Consider the following 17,625-nt stretch of genomic DNA (forward strand, 5'->3'; position numbering starts at 1 on the left):
GGGCTGGTGATGGATCTTTCATTAAAGCCCCCGTTAGCGAAACAAGTTTTGAAAAATTTAATTTCCTTCAACAAAAATTGTCTATACCTGTGTATTTATCACTTCTTTTATTTCACCGTTCTTTTCAAAGATGTATAAACCACCCATTCGCTTATCTTCGTTTTCTTTCCAACCTCTACTTTCCACTTTATTGATAATACAATTTATTCAAAAACAGGATTGACAAACCAATTAGATTCCTTTACCATTACCCTAATGCATAAACGCATCATAACTTTAATTTAATAAAGCGATATCTTCTTATCAAGAGAGGTGGAGGGACTGGCCCTGCGATACCTCGGCAACGGGTTCTTAAATGAATACCGTGCCAATTCCATCAAGTCATATGACTTGAAAGATGAGAAGAGCGGGACATATACATATTTGTGCCTCTCTTCTTATGAAGGGGGGCACTTTTTATTTTCAGTCATGTCCTTCAAACGCAGGCATCAAGAAGAATACATAGGGAAAGGAGCAAGTCTTGTATGATCAGAGTTCAGAATGTTACGAAAGTATTTGAGACGAAAGACGGCCCATTCACTGCTTTGAGGGATGTTTCCTTCGAAGTGAAGAAGGGAGAGATTTATGGCGTGATCGGATTCAGTGGAGCGGGAAAAAGCACGCTTGTCCGCTGTCTCAATTTTTTAGAGAAACCATCTTCGGGTGATATTTTCATAGAGGGGCGCAGCCTGAAGGATCAGTCGGCCATCGATCTGAGGAAAGAACGGCACCGCATCGGGATGATCTTTCAGCACTTCAATCTGTTTCAATCCCGGACAGTGGCAGGGAATATCGCCTATCCTCTGAAACTGGCAAAATGGCCGAAAGATAAAATCAACGAGAGAGTTAAGGAGTTGCTCGCGTTTGTCGGACTTGAGGATAAAGCGAAGCATTATCCGGATGAACTGTCAGGAGGGCAGAAGCAAAGGGTGGGGATAGCAAGAGCCCTGGCGACGTCCCCTTCGATTCTGCTCTGTGATGAAGCAACCTCTGCACTTGATCCTCAGACGACGGAATCGATTCTGAACTTATTAAAGAGAATCAACGCGGAATATGGCATTACGATTGTGATGATCACCCACGAAATGGGGGTCATCCGGGAAATCTGTAATAAGGTCGCGGTCATGGAAAAGGGAGAAATCGTGGAAGAGGGAAGCGTCTTCGATATCTTCTCCAACCCACAGACGTCGACGACGAGAAACTTTGTGAAGAGTGTCATGAATGATCAGCTGCCGGCATCGGTTCTCGACAAATTGAATGACAGCAAAGAAGGGCGCATCTGCCGTCTCATTTTCAAAGGGGATTCGACAGGTACGCCGATCCTTTCCGAAACGGCAAAGAAATTCAATGCTCATATCAATGTATTATTCGGTCAGATCACAGAACTTCAGGGCAAGCCGTTCGGGAATCTCATCGTACAGATCATCGGAAGCAAGAACGAAACGGAAGAGATCCTGGAATATTGGAAGAACAGATTATTCGTAAGCGAGGTGGAGAAGCGTGCAAGTTAATTGGGAATTATTCTGGCCAAGAATTATAGAAGCGACATGGGATACATTGGCGATGGTGTCATTCTCCCTCCTGTTTGCAACGTTGATCGGGCTTCCCCTCGGCATTATCGTCGTGGTGACGAGGAAGGGGCACTTACTCGAACATAAAGCCGTCTTTTCAGTACTCAGCAGCATCATCAACGTGTTTCGTTCGATCCCGTTCATCATCTTGATGGTGGCCATCATCCCCTTTACAAGATTGGTAGTGGGTACATCGATCGGAACGGCGGCAGCCGTCGTACCACTTGTCGTATTTGCAGCACCCTATATTGCAAGACTGGTAGAGAGCTCGCTCCTTGAAGTGGAACCGGGGGTCATAGAAGCGGCAGAATCCATGGGAGCCGGGCCGTGGCAGATCATCTTCGGGATCCTCATTCCGGAAGCATTGAGTACACTGGTCCTAAATATCACAATCGCGACCATCGGACTTGTCGGGGCATCAGCCATGGCCGGGGCAGTCGGAGGCGGTGGCCTCGGGGATCTCGCAATTGCTTACGGATATCAGCGATTTGAAACATCCGTCATGATCGTGACTGTCATCATCTTAGTCGTGATGGTGCAGGGACTGCAGACAGCAGGAAATACATTATCAAAAATCATCAGGAGACGTTAGGAGAGAGGAATATGAAAAAATCAATCAGTCTAGCAAGTATCGCGATTCTATTATTTACCCTACTATTGAGCGGCTGCTCGGGAAACAGTGCATCCGGCTCAGGTGACAAAGAAGTCGTGAAAGTCGGAGTGAATGGATCAGGGGTGCCGATCTGGGAGTATATGAAAGAGAAGGCAGCCAAGGAAGGGATCGACATCGAGATTGTGGAGTTTGCCGATTACGTGAGGCCGAACCAGGCGCTGGCCGATGGGGATATCGACCTGAATGCCTTCCAGACGATCTCGTATTTTGATTCTTTCGTGGAAGAACATAATCTGGACCTTGTACCGATCGGCTCGACGATCATCGCGCCGATGGGCATCTATTCGGAAAAATATAAATCGGTAGAAGACTTACCGAAAGGCAGTACAGTAGCCGTTCCTCAAGAGGCGACGAACCTTGGCCGTGCCCTTCTCCTGTTGGAGGAAGCAGGTTTAATACAACTGAAAGAAGGATTTGATCAGTCACAGGGTCTCGAAGCCATAAAAGAAAACCCGAAAAACCTAGAATTCACACCGGTCGTCGCTGCCCAGACACCAAGGGTTCTGCCGGATGTTGCGGCATCGATCATCAATAATGGTGTGGCTGTTGAAGCAGGGCTCGTCCCGGTTGATGACAGCATCTATATCGAAGGGGCTGAATCCAAGCCGTACATCAATATCATCGCCGCGCAGGAAAAAGATAAAGACAATAAGACCTATAAAAAGATCGTCGAGCTCTATCAGGAAGATGACGTAGCGGAACATATAAAGAAAACATACAAAGATTCCCTGATCCCGACATTCGTGCCGGTCAGTGAATTGCATTAGGAGGGAAAAGAGATGAGTCAACCAGCAGTGATTCCAGATCGTAAAACCAACATCGTCGCAGCAGTCGATCAATTGGCTGTGAAACTCGTATCGACCAGCCATCAGATCCACGACAAACCTGAAATCGGAAACGAAGAGTTCTTTGCTTCAGAGACTTTGACCACCTTACTTGCAGCCAACGGGTTCTCAATTGAACGGGGAGTGGCGGGTCATGAGACTTCCTTTGTGGCACGCAAACAGTCAGGGAAAGAAGGGCCGGTCATCGGCTATCTCGCTGAATATGACGCCCTGCCTGGACTCGGTCACGCATGTGGTCACAATATCATCGGGACGGCAAGCTGCGGGGCGGCCATCGCCCTGTCGTCCGTACTCGAGGAAACAGGAGGGGAAGTGGTGGTGTTCGGTACTCCTGCCGAGGAAGGAGGGCCGAACGGGAGTGCGAAGGGCAGCTTTGTAAAGGCCGGCTTGTTTGAAGGAGTGGATGCCTGCATGATGGTTCATCCGTTCAACCGAACAACGCAGACAGGGAAAACCCTTGCGGTGGACCCGCTTGACTTCGAATTTAAAGGAAGGTCTGCTCATGCGGCAGCTTCCCCTGAAGACGGCATCAATGCCCTAGACGGTGTGATCCAGCTGTTCAACGGGATTAACGCCCTTCGTCAGCACGTGGCCGACGATGTGCGAATCCACGGCATCATCACCCACGGCGGGGACGCGCCAAACATCGTCCCTGACTACGCAAAAGCCCGCTTCTATATTCGCGCTGCAACGAGGGAAGCGTGCAATGAAGTCACGAAGAAAGTGAAAGCGATCGCTGAGGGATCGGCCCTTGCCACCGGGACGAAAATGAATGTCATCAAAATCCAAAATGAAGTCGATCACTTTCAGCTCAACCGTCGTTTCGATCAAGTATTCCAGCGTTCCATCCAGTCACTGGGCGAACACTTCGACGATACGGAACGAAAGGGCCTCGGCTCATCAGACGCCGGAAACGTCAGCCGGGTGGTCCCGACCATCCATCCCTACATCAAAATCGGCCCCGAATCCCTCGTCGTCCACACGAATGAATTCAGGGAAGCGGCGAAATCCACCGAGGGTGACCGTGCCCTTGTGATCGGGGCAAAGGCACTTGCACTGACGGGATATGAACTGTTGACGGATAAGCAGCTTTTAGAGGAAATATGGAAAGAGTTTGGTTCAAGTAACTAAGGATGAAAAGACAGCCAAATCAGGGCTGTCTTTTTTATATGCTGGAGAATGTTCCAATGTTTAACAAAAACACGAAAAGGATAATGAATAAATGAGAGATTGTATCGTAGAAATCAACGAAAGGAGAATGACATGAAAAAACTACTGATAGCAGGAAACCTTTTTTTCACACTTTCGATATTAGGAGCATGCAGTTCTGAAGACGCCGAACCCGAAGAAAATACCTCAAACGATACGGCAGAAATGAATGACCAGCAGGATTCCCAGGAAAAGGAAGAACCGGCAACCGAACTCCTCGGCAGTGAGAAGCTGCAGGAACGAATCCAAAAGGGAATGGACCTCGATTCCTATTCTGCTGAACTAACAGCGATGGAGGAAAAGGGGAAAACCACCCTCGTCAAAAAATACAACTTGACCGGGAATGAAGAAATAAAAGCACAAGTTCTCCAATCCTCAGACGGGTTTGTCGCAGTCGAAACGGATGGACTTGAAGTGACAGACGTTTCAAACTTCAAATCCATGCAAGAAGTTGAGGATCATCTGAACGAGAAGGATATGGAAGAGGATATGGGTGGATAAACGTTCCCAACCAGGAGTAGTCCAATAATAAACATACAAAATTCAATTGTTAATGGAAGATGCATATTAATTAAAGGAAGCGTTGATCTAAAGAGGATTAACGCTTTTTCCTTTGACGTTAATGGGTTGAAGGGCAGGTTAAAGCATTCAAATCAAGAAGATCTTTATCGCCTCCCTAAATCCATTAGAATCCCTGTTTATGAAGCATCCAGTTTCAGTGTAACTTAACAGTTGTTTAGCTTCTTATTGATCTCTTTAACTGCTTTTGAGGTTTGTACATGGTTCAACCAATCCTCTTTTACCGTTTCATGCCCTTCCATCAAGATTTCGACTAGATCCATATCCTTTAATTTTGTATAAAGATGTTTTGGTTCCCCATTTACTTTGGCACCGCACATCCTTGTTGCTATTGTAGGATCTAAAAAGAATGCAAAATCTAAGGCGTTTGAACCATCGGGCAGGGAAACTACGTCCATTTTAGGAGTGTAAATTGTAATATCATTTTGCAGTATTTCGAATGAAATCAATTCATAAAATTCTATGGGATCAGTCGAAACAGCCTTAACAGACTGAATTGAATCTCTTAGCAAATCGGAACTGAGCACTTCTATTTCTGTGTCAGAAAGTTCATCTAGTAAATGAAATATACTTATATTCAAAGAGCTTTTCGGTTTAATTTCAAAGTTGACCTCAACATCATGAACCATGACGGAGGTTTTAAGATGGCTATCGAATCTCTTTCGCTGACCTGAAATCTCATCTCTAAACATATTGGGAACAGGTCTGAATGAGTTATGTATGATTCCTAAAAGTGTATAACAGTTTATTGGGGTATCTGTGATGATATGAATGGTAAAAAGCTTAGAGAGAGACTCTCCTTCTTGAAGTTTTGAATAAGAAACGTAGATGGGTGCAGAATGCCATGTCATGTCTACAGTAAAAGGTATTTGGTTATTTTCTAAGATGTGTCTTTTACAATAATGAAAGATGTTGGAGAAAATTTTTTCATAATTAACTTTAAGATTCTTTACACTTACATACCTTTGAGGGTTCAGATACTTAAAAGCAAGTTCCTCGAGTTCCGATTGAAATTTAATTAACCCTAACCGTTCACAAAGAGGAGAGAAAAAGATTAACGTTTCATTTGCATAGGGAACTTTCTTTTCGATCTTTTTAATACCAAGAGTTCTCATATTGTGAAGTCTATCTGCTATTTTAACAATCGCTACCCTAATATCCTTGGCTGCGTGTGAAAGTAGTTTTTCGGAATTCAAGGCATTATAGAGCTCTTTGTTTAAGGAACCTTTCTCAAACTTCGTTAATCCATCTACAATCAAGGCAACCTGGGGACCAAACTTGTCTTTAATATTCTCTAAGGAGCAATCAGTATCTTCAACTACATCATGAAGGAGAGCTGCTGTAAGAGTTGTAATATCCGCTTGATAGTCCATCAGAATTTCACACACTGTAAATGGATGACAAACATAAGGTTCTCCAGTAGCCCTTTTCTGACCCAGATGTGCTAGTTCTGTATACTCTAAAGCACTCTTAAATACATTTAACTCCTCGGGTGTTAGATAAACAGCCTTTTCAATCAAAGAATTTCTTAACTCCATTACCATCGTATATACTCCAATTTTTTGGATAATTATAACATTTAAGCTGAATGGAGGAGATGATAATTTATTAAAATGATATGTTAATTCGCTTTTATACCGTTTATACTTTTTCTTTCAAATAATGCCCTTAAAAGCCAAGAAATAGCGTAAGAATTGTCCCCTGTTTTCATTAATTACTGTTCCTTGCTCAAATGCCATTATTCCATTAAAGGGCCATTTAACGGAATTACTACGGAGTGGACTTTTACTGCGAAAAAAATCGTTTATTGAGTGTTATAAAAAGTTGCACTTAAAGTGAAATAATTATCACTAAAGGTGGTCCTAAATAAACTATTAATTATTAAAAAACAAAAATAACCTGATTTATAGATCATTTTTGGATTTATGTATCTTGAGTTGGATCAGGGTACAAAAACCTGATGTATCAATGTTTAGATGATCGCAACTAGTGGTTGCGTTGGGTTGCAACGAGAATTATCTTTACTTTTTATGTTGTTTTCAACAATATTGAATTATAGATTATAAAAGGGTGGTTACAGTAATTATTTTCAGAGAAAAATTGAAAGTTGAAAGAAAAAACAAAGGTTGGTCTCAGGAAGAGTTATTTCAACAACTCTTTGTGAGTCGGCAATCGGTTTCTAAATGGGAGAATGGCCAAAGCTTTCCCAGTATAGAAACTATCATCCGTTTAAGTGATCTCTTTGGGATAACCATTGATGAATTATTACGGATTGATGAAGAGTTAAAAGAAAAAGTAATTAAGGATAGGAAGCAGTTAGCTCATCCGAAGCTGAAATTTTTGTTTAATGTGCTCTTTTTAATCGGTTTTGCTTTTCTGATTATAAAAATAGGAATAATTTTATTAAACAAATTTACACCTCTTGAACTCAACTTAATAGAAAGTTCATTTTTCTGGAATTTTGGCCCCCTATTGTTAATGGTTGGAGGAAGGATTGGTTCAGGTGTTTTTAAAGAAAAATATAATGAGGACTAATATTTACTCACCTCAGGGTAATTTGTTGAAAAAAGGCCGAAAAAAATTGCAAGGAGAAATTTATGATTACTGGCTCAGTAGTAACGAAAAGAAAATTAACCCCTGATTTAGCACGAGGTTTTATGCTATTGTTTATTGCATTGGCACATGCCAATCAATTAATAATTTTAGAAGGGCGGGAAATTACTTTTATTGACCAGCTGACTGTATTTTACAGGCAAGTGTTCATTGACGGTCGCGCCTTCCCTTTATTTGCTATCCTGTTTGGATATGGGCTACATCAAGTACTTAAAGGTCAAGAGAGGAGAGGAAACAGCTGGAAGGATACCAAAAAACTCTACAGACTCAGAGGGGTTTGGATGCTACTGATAGGCTTTTTCCATGCAACTCTCTTTTTCGCTGATATTATCGGGGTCTATGGATTTATCGCTCTTATTTTTGTAGGTTTCTTTCTTCGATTATCAAATAGAAAGATAATAATCATAGCTGTTGCATGTCTTATCTTAGTTGCTGTGTTTGCTCCATTCATGCCCCGGGGTTTTGATGCACTAAACACGCTAGTTACTACTTCTGCAACTATTAAAGACCCTATTGAGGCATCTATTACTCGAATGTTTGAATGGATTTTTTATACACCTATACTGAGTTATCAAGTAATTCCAGGGGTGCTAATTGGTATACTAGTGGCGCGGTTTCAGATAATAGATAACCCTAGGAACCATAAGATGGCGCTTTGCACAGTTGCTGTATTGGGCCTTTTGCTATCAACTGCTGGTGGAATACCGATGGCCCTAATGTCGTCTTTGTTTTGGACAAGTTACAATGATGTATGGGGAGTAACAGCAAAGTCACTTCATACTATAACAGGTTATGCTGGTGGGCTAGGATGGACCGCACTTATTGGATTAGTCGTCATAAAGCTTGAAAATAATAGAGGAATGTTTTCAAAAGCTATAGCAGCTCTTGGGCAACGGTCATTGAGTTTTTACCTATTTCAGTCAATAATTTTTGTTATCATACTGGCTCCTTATGCGGGTGGTCTTGGGGGAAAAATTAGTCAACTAGAGAGTGACTTGATTGGAATAATGGTTTGGGTTTTATCATTAATAGTTGCTAACTATATGCAATATAGATCTATAAGCGGACCTTTTGAAACATTTTTGAGAAAAAAATCTGTAGTTTCTTAGAATTTTTTGGGTAATGAGTTGAAGGTTCAATTTATTTTATCCTCTTCTTAGTAAAAAGGGGTACTCAAATTGAAGGGGGCAAACGAAAAAGTTTTGTTTCTTCGAAGTGCAAATAAAGGGGAAAATAACTGAAGATGAGATGATTTGTCCAGCTATTGCCCTTATTCAATTATTGGGCAGTTTAGTAGAAGAAGAACTCTGTTAGATTTTTGTGAAATATTGATTTAAAACATAGGGGGATCAAACCTTGAATACAGAAATTTTGAGCTATACCGAAAGAGCAATTAAACCCCAAGATGTGATGAAACTATATCAGGATGTAAGTTGGTGGGGGGAAAGGCAAGAACAAGATATTGAAGAAATGTTAATCAAAGGGCTATCAGTAGGAGCGTGGGTAGATGGAACCCTTGTTGGTTTTGCGAGGGCTGTCTCAGACGGGAAATTTAGAGCTTATGTTGAAGATGTGGTTATACATAGTTCATACCGAAAGGAACATATTGGAACAAAACTCGTATCAAAAGTGTTAGATGAACTTTCACATATAGATGTAATTAGTTTGTTTTGTGAAGAACATTTAATACCTTTCTATGAAAAAAATAGTTTTAAATACAGCAAATCACAATTTATTATGCACAAAAAACAGTAATTCACTGGATATTTCAACTTTTATTATAGGGGTCGTTTGCTAAACAAGCTGCCTCCACATTTTTTAAAAATAAAGGATTAAGGGGTTATGGGATTGCGAGATAGAGCTTCGGTAGTAATTGTAGAAAACAATAGGGTTGGACTAATTAAGAGAATTAGAGAGGGAAATGTATATTATGTTTTTCCCGGTGGTGGAATAGAAAATGGAGAAGCACCGGTAGATGGAGCGAAAAGAGAAGCGTTGGAAGAATTGGGTGTAGAAGTTAAGGTGAATAACTGCATTGCACAGTTTGAATACAACGGGACCCAATACTTTTTTCTATCTGAAATAATTAATGGGGAATTCGGAACTGGACAAGGAGAAGAGTACATAGATGAAAATAGAGATAAAGGTACATATTTACCTATGTGGGTTGATTTAGATGAATTATCATCTATTGATGTCAAACCTAAAGAAGTTGCTTTAAAGGTTCAAGCCATCTTCAATTAAGCGGGGGCGCTAATTGAAGATCGGTTCCTTTTGGTCGGAGAAATATATTTTAATAACCTTGTATAAATAACCTTCTAATGGGGCACACTTAAACCAAAGTTTACTTGTTTGGCAGCCTCGTAGGAGTTGATGAAATATGAGAATGTCTGAAGCATGGGAGAAATATCAGTTAGATAAGAAAATCGAAGGGTATTCCCCATTAACATTAAAAGCTTACTGTTTCCAATATAGTCTATTGTTAAGACACTTTGGCGACATCAACATAAAAGAGATCACAACGGAAAATCTGAAAAGTTATCTTATTCATTCTGGAGAACACTTAAAGCCAACAAGCCTGGGACATCGGGTTAGATGCATCAGATCTCTATTTAAATGGATCCATGATGAAGGCCACCTACATTACAATCCTGCTTCAAAATTAAAAGAGCCAAAGATAGGAAAAAGAATTCCTAAGTTTCTAACTGATATAGAAATTGAACACCTCAGAGAAGCTTGTCAAAGTTCATTAGAAAATGCTTTGTTTGAATTCTTCTATTCAACAGGTTGTCGAATTGGAGAAGTTGTAAAACTAAACCAAGATGATATCAACTTCTCAGCGAACTCCGTGATTGTTCATGGAAAAGGTGACAAAGAGAGGGAAGTGTATTTTAATACTCGCTGTTCTTTATGGCTGAAAAGGTACCTGGATGAACGAGACGATCTGGATGGTTGTCTATTCATCACAGAAAGGAAGCCCCAAAACAGGATGAGCATTGATATGGTGAGGTACATTATAAAGCGGATATCAAAACGAGCAGGGATAAAGAAGAGCATTCACCCTCACCAACTAAGGCATAGTTATGCCACACATTTAATTAATAACGGTGCCCCACTGGAAGTAATTCAAAGTCTTTTAGGACATGAAAAAAGTGAGACTACAAAGATTTATGCTCAACTTAGTGGAAAGCTGCGACAGGATTTCTATTGCAAATATTTTTAATGTTAAAGAGTTTCACCCCATTTGGGTGTGAGGCTCTTTTTTTATCGGGCCATTTAATGGAAGAAGGGATTGTTTAATGTTAAAAAATTTGAAATAATTGTAAGTGTCAGTTTGATAAATAAATTATTTCTTTGCTTATAAGACTGAAAGTTTGAATTGTCATATGGAGATAGATAATTTTCTTGAAAACATCAATTCAAAAGAACATCTTAAAGGTGGTAAAGATATTGCGTTATGACTTGTTTACAAATGGTGTAGATTCACTTAAGCAGGCTTTTCTTTGTATTGAAAAGCTCGATGAATTAAAAGAGGGTCTAGAACATAATGTGAAAGATTCTGTCCTAGCGATGAATCATGCTTTTGAAACCCTATTCAAACATATTTTAAAAGATCAAAGCGAATACCTTATTTTTTCTAATATTGAAAGTTATATGAAAGCTAAAGAAGCTATGATTCAACAGAATAAAAAGAATATTTTTGATGTGAAAGGTAATCTGCAAACAGTAGGTTTAATAGATGCTTTAAGGAGGTTAAAGTTCCTTTGTGATTTTCGTATAGATAGTGATCTAATTGGTGCAATCGATTACTTAGTAGAAACAAGAAACAAGTTACAGCACTATGAGTTGATTATTAGCAAAGACGAACTTACTACACTTATAGAAAAGTTAAAAAGCTGTTATGAACTTGGAGTGGAATTTTTAGGAGAACACCTACTAGAATTAACCGAGGCTTTGGAAGAAGCAAGGTTTGAGGAAACTCATGAAGACTATTGGTCTGATTATGCAGCTGATATGGCTTATGAGCAACACCGTGAAGAAAGTTTACTTAGTGGGTGGGATGACGATTAAAAAGGTAAACCTTTCAAGATAATAACTACGACTTGTGAAAGCAGATATTGATAAAAAGCCCCTTTATTACATTAATTGGGGGCGTAATGTTGAACTACTTTGTTCCAAAAAGTTTACGCTAATAATATAACTACACAAATCCACATTGAGGGGAAGGTTATTGTCTTGATTTTCGGTCACAATGAAACTCCAATTTTTGAACCGGTATTAGATCACGTTAATTGCACTTTTAATAAAGTAATCTGTTCAGGAGCATCCACTCTTATCATTCATAAAGATTCAATTGTGTTAGAACAATACATAGGGAAACAGTCGGGGGGAAAAGGAGCTCGAGCAGTGCAGGCTGACACTCAGTTTCACGTAGCTTCAGTCAGGAAAAGTTATATTGGTTTTGCAATGTCTTATGCATTGTTTTATGGCTACATAAACAGCATTGATGATAAGGTTTTAACCTACTTGCCTGAACTTGATAAGAACATCTGGAAAGATACAACTATAAGACATTTACTTACTCATACCCATGGATTAAAACAAGGGGAGAATGGAACAGTTCGGGAGTTTACACCGGGATCGAACTGGACTTATAGACAAGTTGGTATTGATGCACTAACTCAGATTGTTAAACGAACTACCAATAAATCAGTTGCAGATATTATTCATGAAAGTGTCTTTATTCCGTTAGGCTTTAATGAATCCAATTGGTATTCAAAGAAACATAATAAGCTGGTTGACGTGATGCTACGTTATGAAGGGGATGAAGATTGGAGGACTAGTGATAGCACTGAAGGTGACAAAATGAATATGTATGTATCAACCAGAGAGTTAGCATATTGGGGTTATCTCCATTTGAAGAAAGGAAAAATAAACGGAAAGCAAATTGTTCCTAGAGAAATCATAGATATGGCAACTTCTCTTCAAAGTCCATCGACTATTCATAAAGACTTACCTCAAAATGGGTTCTTGTGGTTCGTTAAGGATTTACCCGCTACCAAGACAGAGATAGGTCATCAAGTACCCAAAGGTTCATACCAAATACTCGGATTTACTAATGTAACTCTATTGGTTATTCCTGAAAAAGATATTGTGGCTGTTCGTATGTTTAATAGCTTTGGATCACCAAAAGGTTATGATTACTTATCTGATGTAAGATCTTTTGGGGATACTGTTATGAAGTGTGCAAAGAACGAATCCACAGTAAGTTTATAGTGAATATCTCAAATTTGAGTATTCCGTTATAGGTGGAAGACTTGGAATCGAGATAACTCAAGTTTTAATACTGTTAGTCTTGTTAATTCTTATTTTAAGAAGGAGTTTTGTACACGATATTGAATCATGAAGGAGAGGCTGTATATATACTTTGAAGGGAGAATCTGGTATGAAGAAAAGACTGAATAAATTATAAACTCAATATTTAGAAGAATACTTATATCAATCACGGGCCCCTCCATAAGATGGGATATACATTAACCTTTAAATACAATATCTACGGAGGGTTGAGGAATGAGAAATGAACAAGAAATGATGGATACGATTCTGAAGATAGCAGAGAAAGACGAAAGAATTCGAGCAGCTTATATGAATGGTTCTAGGACTAACCCAAATGTTCAAAAGGATATCTTTCAAGATTACGACATTGTCTATGTAGTAAAAGAGACTAAACCTTTTATTGAAGATAAAGGGTGGATAGATAAATTTGGAGATATAGCTATCTTCCAGGAGCCTGATAAGAATAGTTGTAACTTTGGAATGAAAACTAATTTTGAGCTATCATATGGTTATTTAATGTTATTTAAAGATGGGAACCGTGTGGACCTTCATATCGAAACGAAAGAACATATGAACGATAACTATCTAAATGACAAATTAACTGTTTCTTTGTTAGACAAGGACAACTGTTTACCTGCTATTCCAATTCCTACAGATATTGATTATCACGTACAAGAACCAACTGTACACAAATATCTAAGCTGTTGCAACAACTTTTGGTGGTGTCAACAAAACATTGCTAAAAGTATATGGCGAGATGAATTACCATACGCAAAGTACATGATGGACTGTGTGGTTAGACAGGAATTGAATAAAATGGTCGAATGGTGGATTGGAACAAATACTAATTTTGAAGTCTCAACGGGGAAAGTAGGAAATTACTTTAGAATGCTGCTTCCGGCATCTTACTGGAATCTATATTTAGCTACTTATTCAGATGGTCATTATGAGAATATGTGGGACTCATTATTTATTGCTGGAGAGCTATTTAGGACATTAGCTAAAGAAATTGCAGATAATAGAGGCTTTAGTTATCCCTCTAATGAAGATGTGAGTATGACCGAATATCTAAATCATGTAAGGTACTTACCTCAAGATGCAGTAGAAATCTTTGAATGATAAAATCACCCTGCCAATTTGGCAGGGTGATTCAATTGGTGGTTGATAAATAAGAGCGGAGATTATCTATAATTCAAATATTCCTGTATCGTTGGCAATAATTGAGGAGTAGCGAATTGGTCTGGCTATTGCCCTTATTCAATTAAAGGGCAGGTTAATTGAATAAGCATCGGTGGCATTTTAAAAGGAACCTCCTGTTTTATCTAAGGTTCCTTTAATAAATTTATATTAACCGTTTTTCTTTGCCTGCATAGGAGTTTGAAACAGCTCTTTTATCTCTGCCATTGATAAAAAGGTCAAGTTTGCTCCTATTCCATCTGGGTCTTCAATTTTCATTAAATTGATATACTTTGCAAGTGAAATTTTATTGTTGTCTTCGGTAGTATCTTCGTTTTTTACTGATACCTCAATTCTGTATCTTTTTGAAGGATCTGGTCTATCGATTACGACTGGTTCAACCTTTCCTTTTTCATCCACGATGACTGTTGTATTATTGACTTTCTCGTTTTGAGGCTCAACTTTATATGCTTGTATTTTGCCTAAAAGTTGATTTTCTGAATATGGTTGAATAGAGATTGCTAACTCGGTCTTGGGAGGAAGGTTGGTCTTATTTCGTATTATTATGTTTGCACGCTTGATATAAACTTTGGCATCCAATTTATATTTTGTATTAGGGTTCTCAACTGATTCTTCAAAAAAGATGACTCTACAACCTCCTAATAACAAACAGAAAACACTCAACAAAATTATTGATAAATATTTCATATGCCACCACCTTGGAAAATTTCTAATTTTCAGTTATATATTAACACACAATCACTCTGTTGTTTCCTTTTAATTACATTTATCTGGAGGCATCTTCAATTATAGGGGGCGTTTGCTGAAAAAGCAGCAGCTTGTTGTGTTATTATCGGGCAGTATCGATTACATTATTACATTGAAAGTAGGAAAGGGTGTTTGACGTGATTACTTTTGAAACTAACGAAATTAATAAATGGAAGATTGAATTAGAAATTATGAATTCAAACCCTTCTTATAATCAGATGTCTAAAAGTAAAAGCACTATAAACTACGATGATATCCTTTCTGAGTATGATGAATCCAAGAAATTAAATACTACTCGACTGCTAATCAAGCAGGGTAATAATTACATAGGATTAGTGGACTACTGCATAAATAATCCCTCTGATAATACTCCTTGGATTAGTTTATTTGTTATTCATAATAAATTCCAAGGGTCAGGTATTGAAGTTTTTCTTGAGTAAGCTTCTTGATTTTGAAATAATTGGTATTAAGTTATAGTCTCCATGTGAATAGACTACTCACTGGGATAGTTTATTAATGGACGAAACTAAATTATGGGGGAAGTATAAATGAAAACAAACCTTTTAAAGATACTTGAAATAATCAAACTGGGAGAAAAATTAAAATCTGAGATGAGGCACAGTTGGCTTTCTAACGGTAGACAAGAAAGTGTAGCGGAGCATACCTGGAGGGTCACCTTAATGGCTATATTAATAGAACCCTATTTAAAACAGAAGGTAGATACCTCCAAATTACTAAAAATGATTACTATCCACGATTTGGTTGAGGCAGAAGCCGGGGACATTCCTGCATTTAATACGATGTATAATCATGCAGCTAAGGAACAAAAGGCATCAAATGAGATTAAATCAATAGAAAGGATAAGGGATACTTTAGGAAATTCTTTAGGGGACGATTTATATGATCTATGGTTCGAGTTTGAAAATAAAGAGACATACGAAGCAAAAGTGGCAAATGCTTTAGATAAATTAGAAGCGCAAATTCAACATAATGAAGCTGATTTATCAACATGGTTAGAAATTGAGCATAGTATGAGCTTTATGATGGGAAAGCATGTAGAGTTTGACCAAACTCTACAACTATTAAAGGATTTAATTGAAAGTGAAGCTGAAATGAAATTAAAAAAAGCTGGAATAGATACGGAAATCATTAAAGATACTGTCCTGACTAAATAGTATTTTTTAGGACTTCTAACTAATTACACCTTGAGGTAATTATGTTTTCTATATTCAACAAACGGGCAGGTTAACGGAAATGCCAATGAGGATGAACTTGACTTTTTAAAGTGAGAGGATGAAAAAAATGGTTGAAAAGAAAAATGAGACGCTGGAATGGATTAAAGCTCTAGTTATAGCTTTAGTTATTGTGTTTACTGTTCGAGCATTCTTATTTACACCTATTGTAGTTGATGGTGCTTCGATGAATACTACACTTCAAGACCACGAAAGAATGATTGTATCAAAATTAGGAGAACCAGAAAGATTTGATATTGTTGTCTTTCACGCAAATGAGAAACAAGACTATATTAAGCGTGTGATTGGTTTACCTGGGGATAAAATTGAGTATAAAAATGACATTTTATATGTAAATGGAAAAGCGTATAAAGAACCATACTTAGATAAACAAAAGAAAAATATTAATGGTGCCCTAACGAAATCCTTTAAATTGGAGGATACTGTTGTCGGACAAGCGACTGTACCAAAAGGTCATTTATTCGTTATGGGGGATAACAGAAGAAACAGTACAGATAGCAGACAAATAGGAGCAATTCCCATAGATGAGGTTGTGGGGACAACAAATATTGTTTTTTATCCAATTAAAGATATTAGGATAATTGAAAATTAGCGTTATTCAGTTATAGGGGAGTGATCCCGAGGATGAGCTTCCTTTTTGTTTGAAGTTTTTCTTGAGTAAACTGCTATATTTTGAAATAATTGGTATTAAGTTAAATGGCAGGATTCTGAGATAAGCCACATTGGGACCAATTAGAATAACGTTAGAATCTGGTCGCTCGTCCTTGGGGAGATAGTTATTTCATTAACGGGGCGATTGCTGAAGATTGGGCAACAGATATATTAAATGAAATGTTTTCTTCTAAATTGAAATTTTTGCTTCTGTCATTCATAAAAGTAAATAGCTAGGAGGGTGTTTATGAAAAAATTATTCGTGTTTGTCGTGTTTTTGTTTTTAGCGGCTTGTGGGAACAGCGGAGATTCCAGTAGTCTTGAAAGCTTTGATAATTCAAATTTAAAAGAAGAACTTAATAGGGAAGCGTTTCAACCTATGTTGCCAACTAAAACTCCATTTGAAGTGATAGATGCACAGGTCAGTCATCCACCAAACCAAGATAATGTTTTGATGATAGACTTTATGAGTTCAGGTAAAAGCAACCACATGGGATTGATGGTGGTAATGGGTAAAAATATTGAAAGCTCACTAATGGGATTCGAAGAGGTAAAGATAGGGGATATAAAGGGAAAATATGCTGTAAAAGATACTGAAGCAAAGATATTGAAATGGACTGAAAATGGTATTTCTTATGACCTTACTTATTTCGGGAAACAGTCAGAAAAAGAAATAACGAAAGAAGAGTTGATTAAGACGGCAGAATCATTTGAATAATGAGAGTGAAAAATGGGAATCTATAATGGGTTCCTTTGTTATGTTAAAGGGTCAATAACACTGAAGTTCAGCTAATTGAACACAATACAACTTTTTAGGAGGGATTATTAGAGTACGTCAGTCCTAAGTTTTATTGTGGGGTTTATTTTGCCGTTGTCCATAGTAGCAGAGTTATTGTAGCCACTTCTATAAA

19 protein-coding genes and 1 riboswitch are annotated in these 17,625 nt (G+C 38.3%); of the genes, 17 read left to right on the plus strand and 2 right to left on the minus strand.

Translation table 11 applies throughout. The features are described from left to right. Positions 1-297 precede the first annotated feature (297 nt). Positions 298-404: riboswitch (SAM riboswitch) on the plus strand. Positions 405-524: 120 nt separating this feature from the next. From NQ095_RS07865 to NQ095_RS07885, 5 genes are all read left to right on the plus strand, one after another. Beyond that, the gene (locus NQ095_RS07865) at positions 525-1,550 is read left to right on the plus strand and encodes a methionine ABC transporter ATP-binding protein (protein WP_258262940.1); all 1,026 of its coding nucleotides are present in this window, start codon (positions 525-527) and stop codon (positions 1,548-1,550) included. Further along, entirely contained in the window at positions 1,540-2,202 is a 663-nt protein-coding gene (locus NQ095_RS07870; RefSeq protein ID WP_060674923.1) for a methionine ABC transporter permease, read from the plus strand. The genes NQ095_RS07865 and NQ095_RS07870 overlap by 11 nt, the downstream gene beginning before the upstream one ends. Positions 2,203-2,213: 11 nt before the next feature. Further along, a complete protein-coding gene (locus NQ095_RS07875; RefSeq protein WP_258262941.1) occupies positions 2,214-3,050 on the plus strand; it encodes a MetQ/NlpA family ABC transporter substrate-binding protein in 837 nt (278 codons plus the stop codon). A 12-nt stretch (positions 3,051-3,062) separates the two neighbouring features. Beyond that, positions 3,063-4,259: a M20 family metallopeptidase gene (locus NQ095_RS07880; RefSeq protein WP_258262942.1), complete on the plus strand. Its 1,197-nt coding sequence runs from the start codon at positions 3,063-3,065 to the stop codon at positions 4,257-4,259. A 132-nt stretch (positions 4,260-4,391) separates the two neighbouring features. Beyond that, entirely contained in the window at positions 4,392-4,838 is a 447-nt protein-coding gene (locus NQ095_RS07885) for a hypothetical protein (protein ID WP_258262943.1), read from the plus strand. Between the two features lie 224 nt (positions 4,839-5,062). Here NQ095_RS07885 and NQ095_RS07890 read toward each other — a convergent pair whose 3' ends face one another. Next, positions 5,063-6,460, minus strand: coding sequence for an HD domain-containing protein (locus tag NQ095_RS07890; protein WP_258262944.1), 1,398 nt, complete (start codon positions 6,458-6,460; stop codon positions 5,063-5,065). A gap of 538 nt (positions 6,461-6,998) precedes the next feature. Here NQ095_RS07890 and NQ095_RS07895 point away from each other — a divergent pair. The 8 genes from NQ095_RS07895 to NQ095_RS07930 all read left to right on the plus strand — a co-directional run bounded on the left by NQ095_RS07895 (position 6,999) and on the right by NQ095_RS07930 (position 13,985). Further along, positions 6,999-7,451, plus strand: a complete 453-nt coding sequence (locus NQ095_RS07895) for a helix-turn-helix domain-containing protein (RefSeq protein WP_258263152.1) — start codon at positions 6,999-7,001, stop codon at positions 7,449-7,451. Positions 7,452-7,513: 62 nt separating this feature from the next. Next, the gene (locus NQ095_RS07900) at positions 7,514-8,638 is read left to right on the plus strand and encodes a DUF418 domain-containing protein (RefSeq protein WP_258262945.1); all 1,125 of its coding nucleotides are present in this window, start codon (positions 7,514-7,516) and stop codon (positions 8,636-8,638) included. Between the two features lie 247 nt (positions 8,639-8,885). Next, positions 8,886-9,284 carry a GNAT family N-acetyltransferase gene (locus tag NQ095_RS07905; protein WP_258262946.1) on the plus strand — a complete coding sequence of 133 codons (399 nt, stop codon included), beginning with the start codon at positions 8,886-8,888 and terminating at the stop codon, positions 9,282-9,284. Between the two features lie 87 nt (positions 9,285-9,371). Beyond that, entirely contained in the window at positions 9,372-9,773 is a 402-nt protein-coding gene (locus tag NQ095_RS07910; protein ID WP_309137625.1) for an NUDIX hydrolase, read from the plus strand. Positions 9,774-9,909: 136 nt separating this feature from the next. Then, positions 9,910-10,752: a tyrosine-type recombinase/integrase gene (locus NQ095_RS07915; protein ID WP_258262947.1), complete on the plus strand. Its 843-nt coding sequence runs from the start codon at positions 9,910-9,912 to the stop codon at positions 10,750-10,752. A gap of 227 nt (positions 10,753-10,979) precedes the next feature. Then, the gene (locus NQ095_RS07920; RefSeq protein WP_258262948.1) at positions 10,980-11,600 is read left to right on the plus strand and encodes a hypothetical protein; all 621 of its coding nucleotides are present in this window, start codon (positions 10,980-10,982) and stop codon (positions 11,598-11,600) included. Between the two features lie 165 nt (positions 11,601-11,765). After that, positions 11,766-12,806, plus strand: coding sequence for a serine hydrolase domain-containing protein (locus tag NQ095_RS07925; RefSeq protein ID WP_258262949.1), 1,041 nt, complete (start codon positions 11,766-11,768; stop codon positions 12,804-12,806). 294 nt (positions 12,807-13,100) lie between these two features. Beyond that, positions 13,101-13,985: an aminoglycoside 6-adenylyltransferase gene (locus NQ095_RS07930; protein WP_258262950.1), complete on the plus strand. Its 885-nt coding sequence runs from the start codon at positions 13,101-13,103 to the stop codon at positions 13,983-13,985. A gap of 228 nt (positions 13,986-14,213) precedes the next feature. On the opposite strand, the gene NQ095_RS07935 is transcribed toward NQ095_RS07930, so the two are convergent. After that, positions 14,214-14,750: a hypothetical protein gene (locus NQ095_RS07935; protein WP_258262951.1), complete on the minus strand. Its 537-nt coding sequence runs from the start codon at positions 14,748-14,750 to the stop codon at positions 14,214-14,216. A 197-nt stretch (positions 14,751-14,947) separates the two neighbouring features. On the opposite strand from NQ095_RS07935, the gene NQ095_RS07940 reads away from it, so the two are divergent. The 4 genes from NQ095_RS07940 (at position 14,948) to NQ095_RS07955 (ending at position 17,432) form a co-directional block, all read left to right on the plus strand. Then, complete coding sequence (locus tag NQ095_RS07940; protein ID WP_258262952.1) at positions 14,948-15,250, plus strand: GNAT family N-acetyltransferase; 303 nt, start codon at positions 14,948-14,950, stop codon at positions 15,248-15,250. Between the two features lie 108 nt (positions 15,251-15,358). Then, the gene (locus NQ095_RS07945; RefSeq protein ID WP_258262953.1) at positions 15,359-15,985 is read left to right on the plus strand and encodes an HD domain-containing protein; all 627 of its coding nucleotides are present in this window, start codon (positions 15,359-15,361) and stop codon (positions 15,983-15,985) included. A 127-nt stretch (positions 15,986-16,112) separates the two neighbouring features. After that, positions 16,113-16,655, plus strand: coding sequence for a signal peptidase I (lepB, locus tag NQ095_RS07950; protein WP_258262954.1), 543 nt, complete (start codon positions 16,113-16,115; stop codon positions 16,653-16,655). Positions 16,656-16,961: 306 nt separating this feature from the next. Continuing rightward, positions 16,962-17,432, plus strand: a complete 471-nt coding sequence (locus tag NQ095_RS07955) for a DUF4367 domain-containing protein (RefSeq protein WP_258262955.1) — start codon at positions 16,962-16,964, stop codon at positions 17,430-17,432. Positions 17,433-17,625 lie beyond the last annotated feature (193 nt).

The sequence above is a fragment of the Rossellomorea sp. SC111 genome, assembly GCF_024733565.1.
Classification (GTDB): Bacteria; Bacillota; Bacilli; order Bacillales; family Bacillaceae_B; genus Rossellomorea.

What these genes read in the sequence shown, in the direction of transcription:
- NQ095_RS07935 (WP_258262951.1), bottom strand. Translation starts at nt 14,750, where the DNA reads ATGAAATATTTATCAATAATTTTGTTGAGTGTTTTCTGTTTGTTATTA.
- NQ095_RS07930 (WP_258262950.1), top strand. Translation starts at nt 13,101, where the DNA reads ATGAGAAATGAACAAGAAATGATGGATACGATTCTGAAGATAGCAGAG.
- NQ095_RS07890 (WP_258262944.1), bottom strand. Translation starts at nt 6,460, where the DNA reads ATGGTAATGGAGTTAAGAAATTCTTTGATTGAAAAGGCTGTTTATCTA.
- NQ095_RS07875 (WP_258262941.1), top strand. Translation starts at nt 2,214, where the DNA reads ATGAAAAAATCAATCAGTCTAGCAAGTATCGCGATTCTATTATTTACC.
- NQ095_RS07885 (WP_258262943.1), top strand. Translation starts at nt 4,392, where the DNA reads ATGAAAAAACTACTGATAGCAGGAAACCTTTTTTTCACACTTTCGATA.
- NQ095_RS07880 (WP_258262942.1), top strand. Translation starts at nt 3,063, where the DNA reads ATGAGTCAACCAGCAGTGATTCCAGATCGTAAAACCAACATCGTCGCA.
- NQ095_RS07865 (WP_258262940.1), top strand. Translation starts at nt 525, where the DNA reads ATGATCAGAGTTCAGAATGTTACGAAAGTATTTGAGACGAAAGACGGC.
- NQ095_RS07910 (WP_309137625.1), top strand. Translation starts at nt 9,372, where the DNA reads ATGGGATTGCGAGATAGAGCTTCGGTAGTAATTGTAGAAAACAATAGG.
- lepB (WP_258262954.1), top strand. Translation starts at nt 16,113, where the DNA reads ATGGTTGAAAAGAAAAATGAGACGCTGGAATGGATTAAAGCTCTAGTT.
- NQ095_RS07955 (WP_258262955.1), top strand. Translation starts at nt 16,962, where the DNA reads ATGAAAAAATTATTCGTGTTTGTCGTGTTTTTGTTTTTAGCGGCTTGT.
- NQ095_RS07915 (WP_258262947.1), top strand. Translation starts at nt 9,910, where the DNA reads ATGAGAATGTCTGAAGCATGGGAGAAATATCAGTTAGATAAGAAAATC.
- NQ095_RS07900 (WP_258262945.1), top strand. Translation starts at nt 7,514, where the DNA reads ATGATTACTGGCTCAGTAGTAACGAAAAGAAAATTAACCCCTGATTTA.
- NQ095_RS07945 (WP_258262953.1), top strand. Translation starts at nt 15,359, where the DNA reads ATGAAAACAAACCTTTTAAAGATACTTGAAATAATCAAACTGGGAGAA.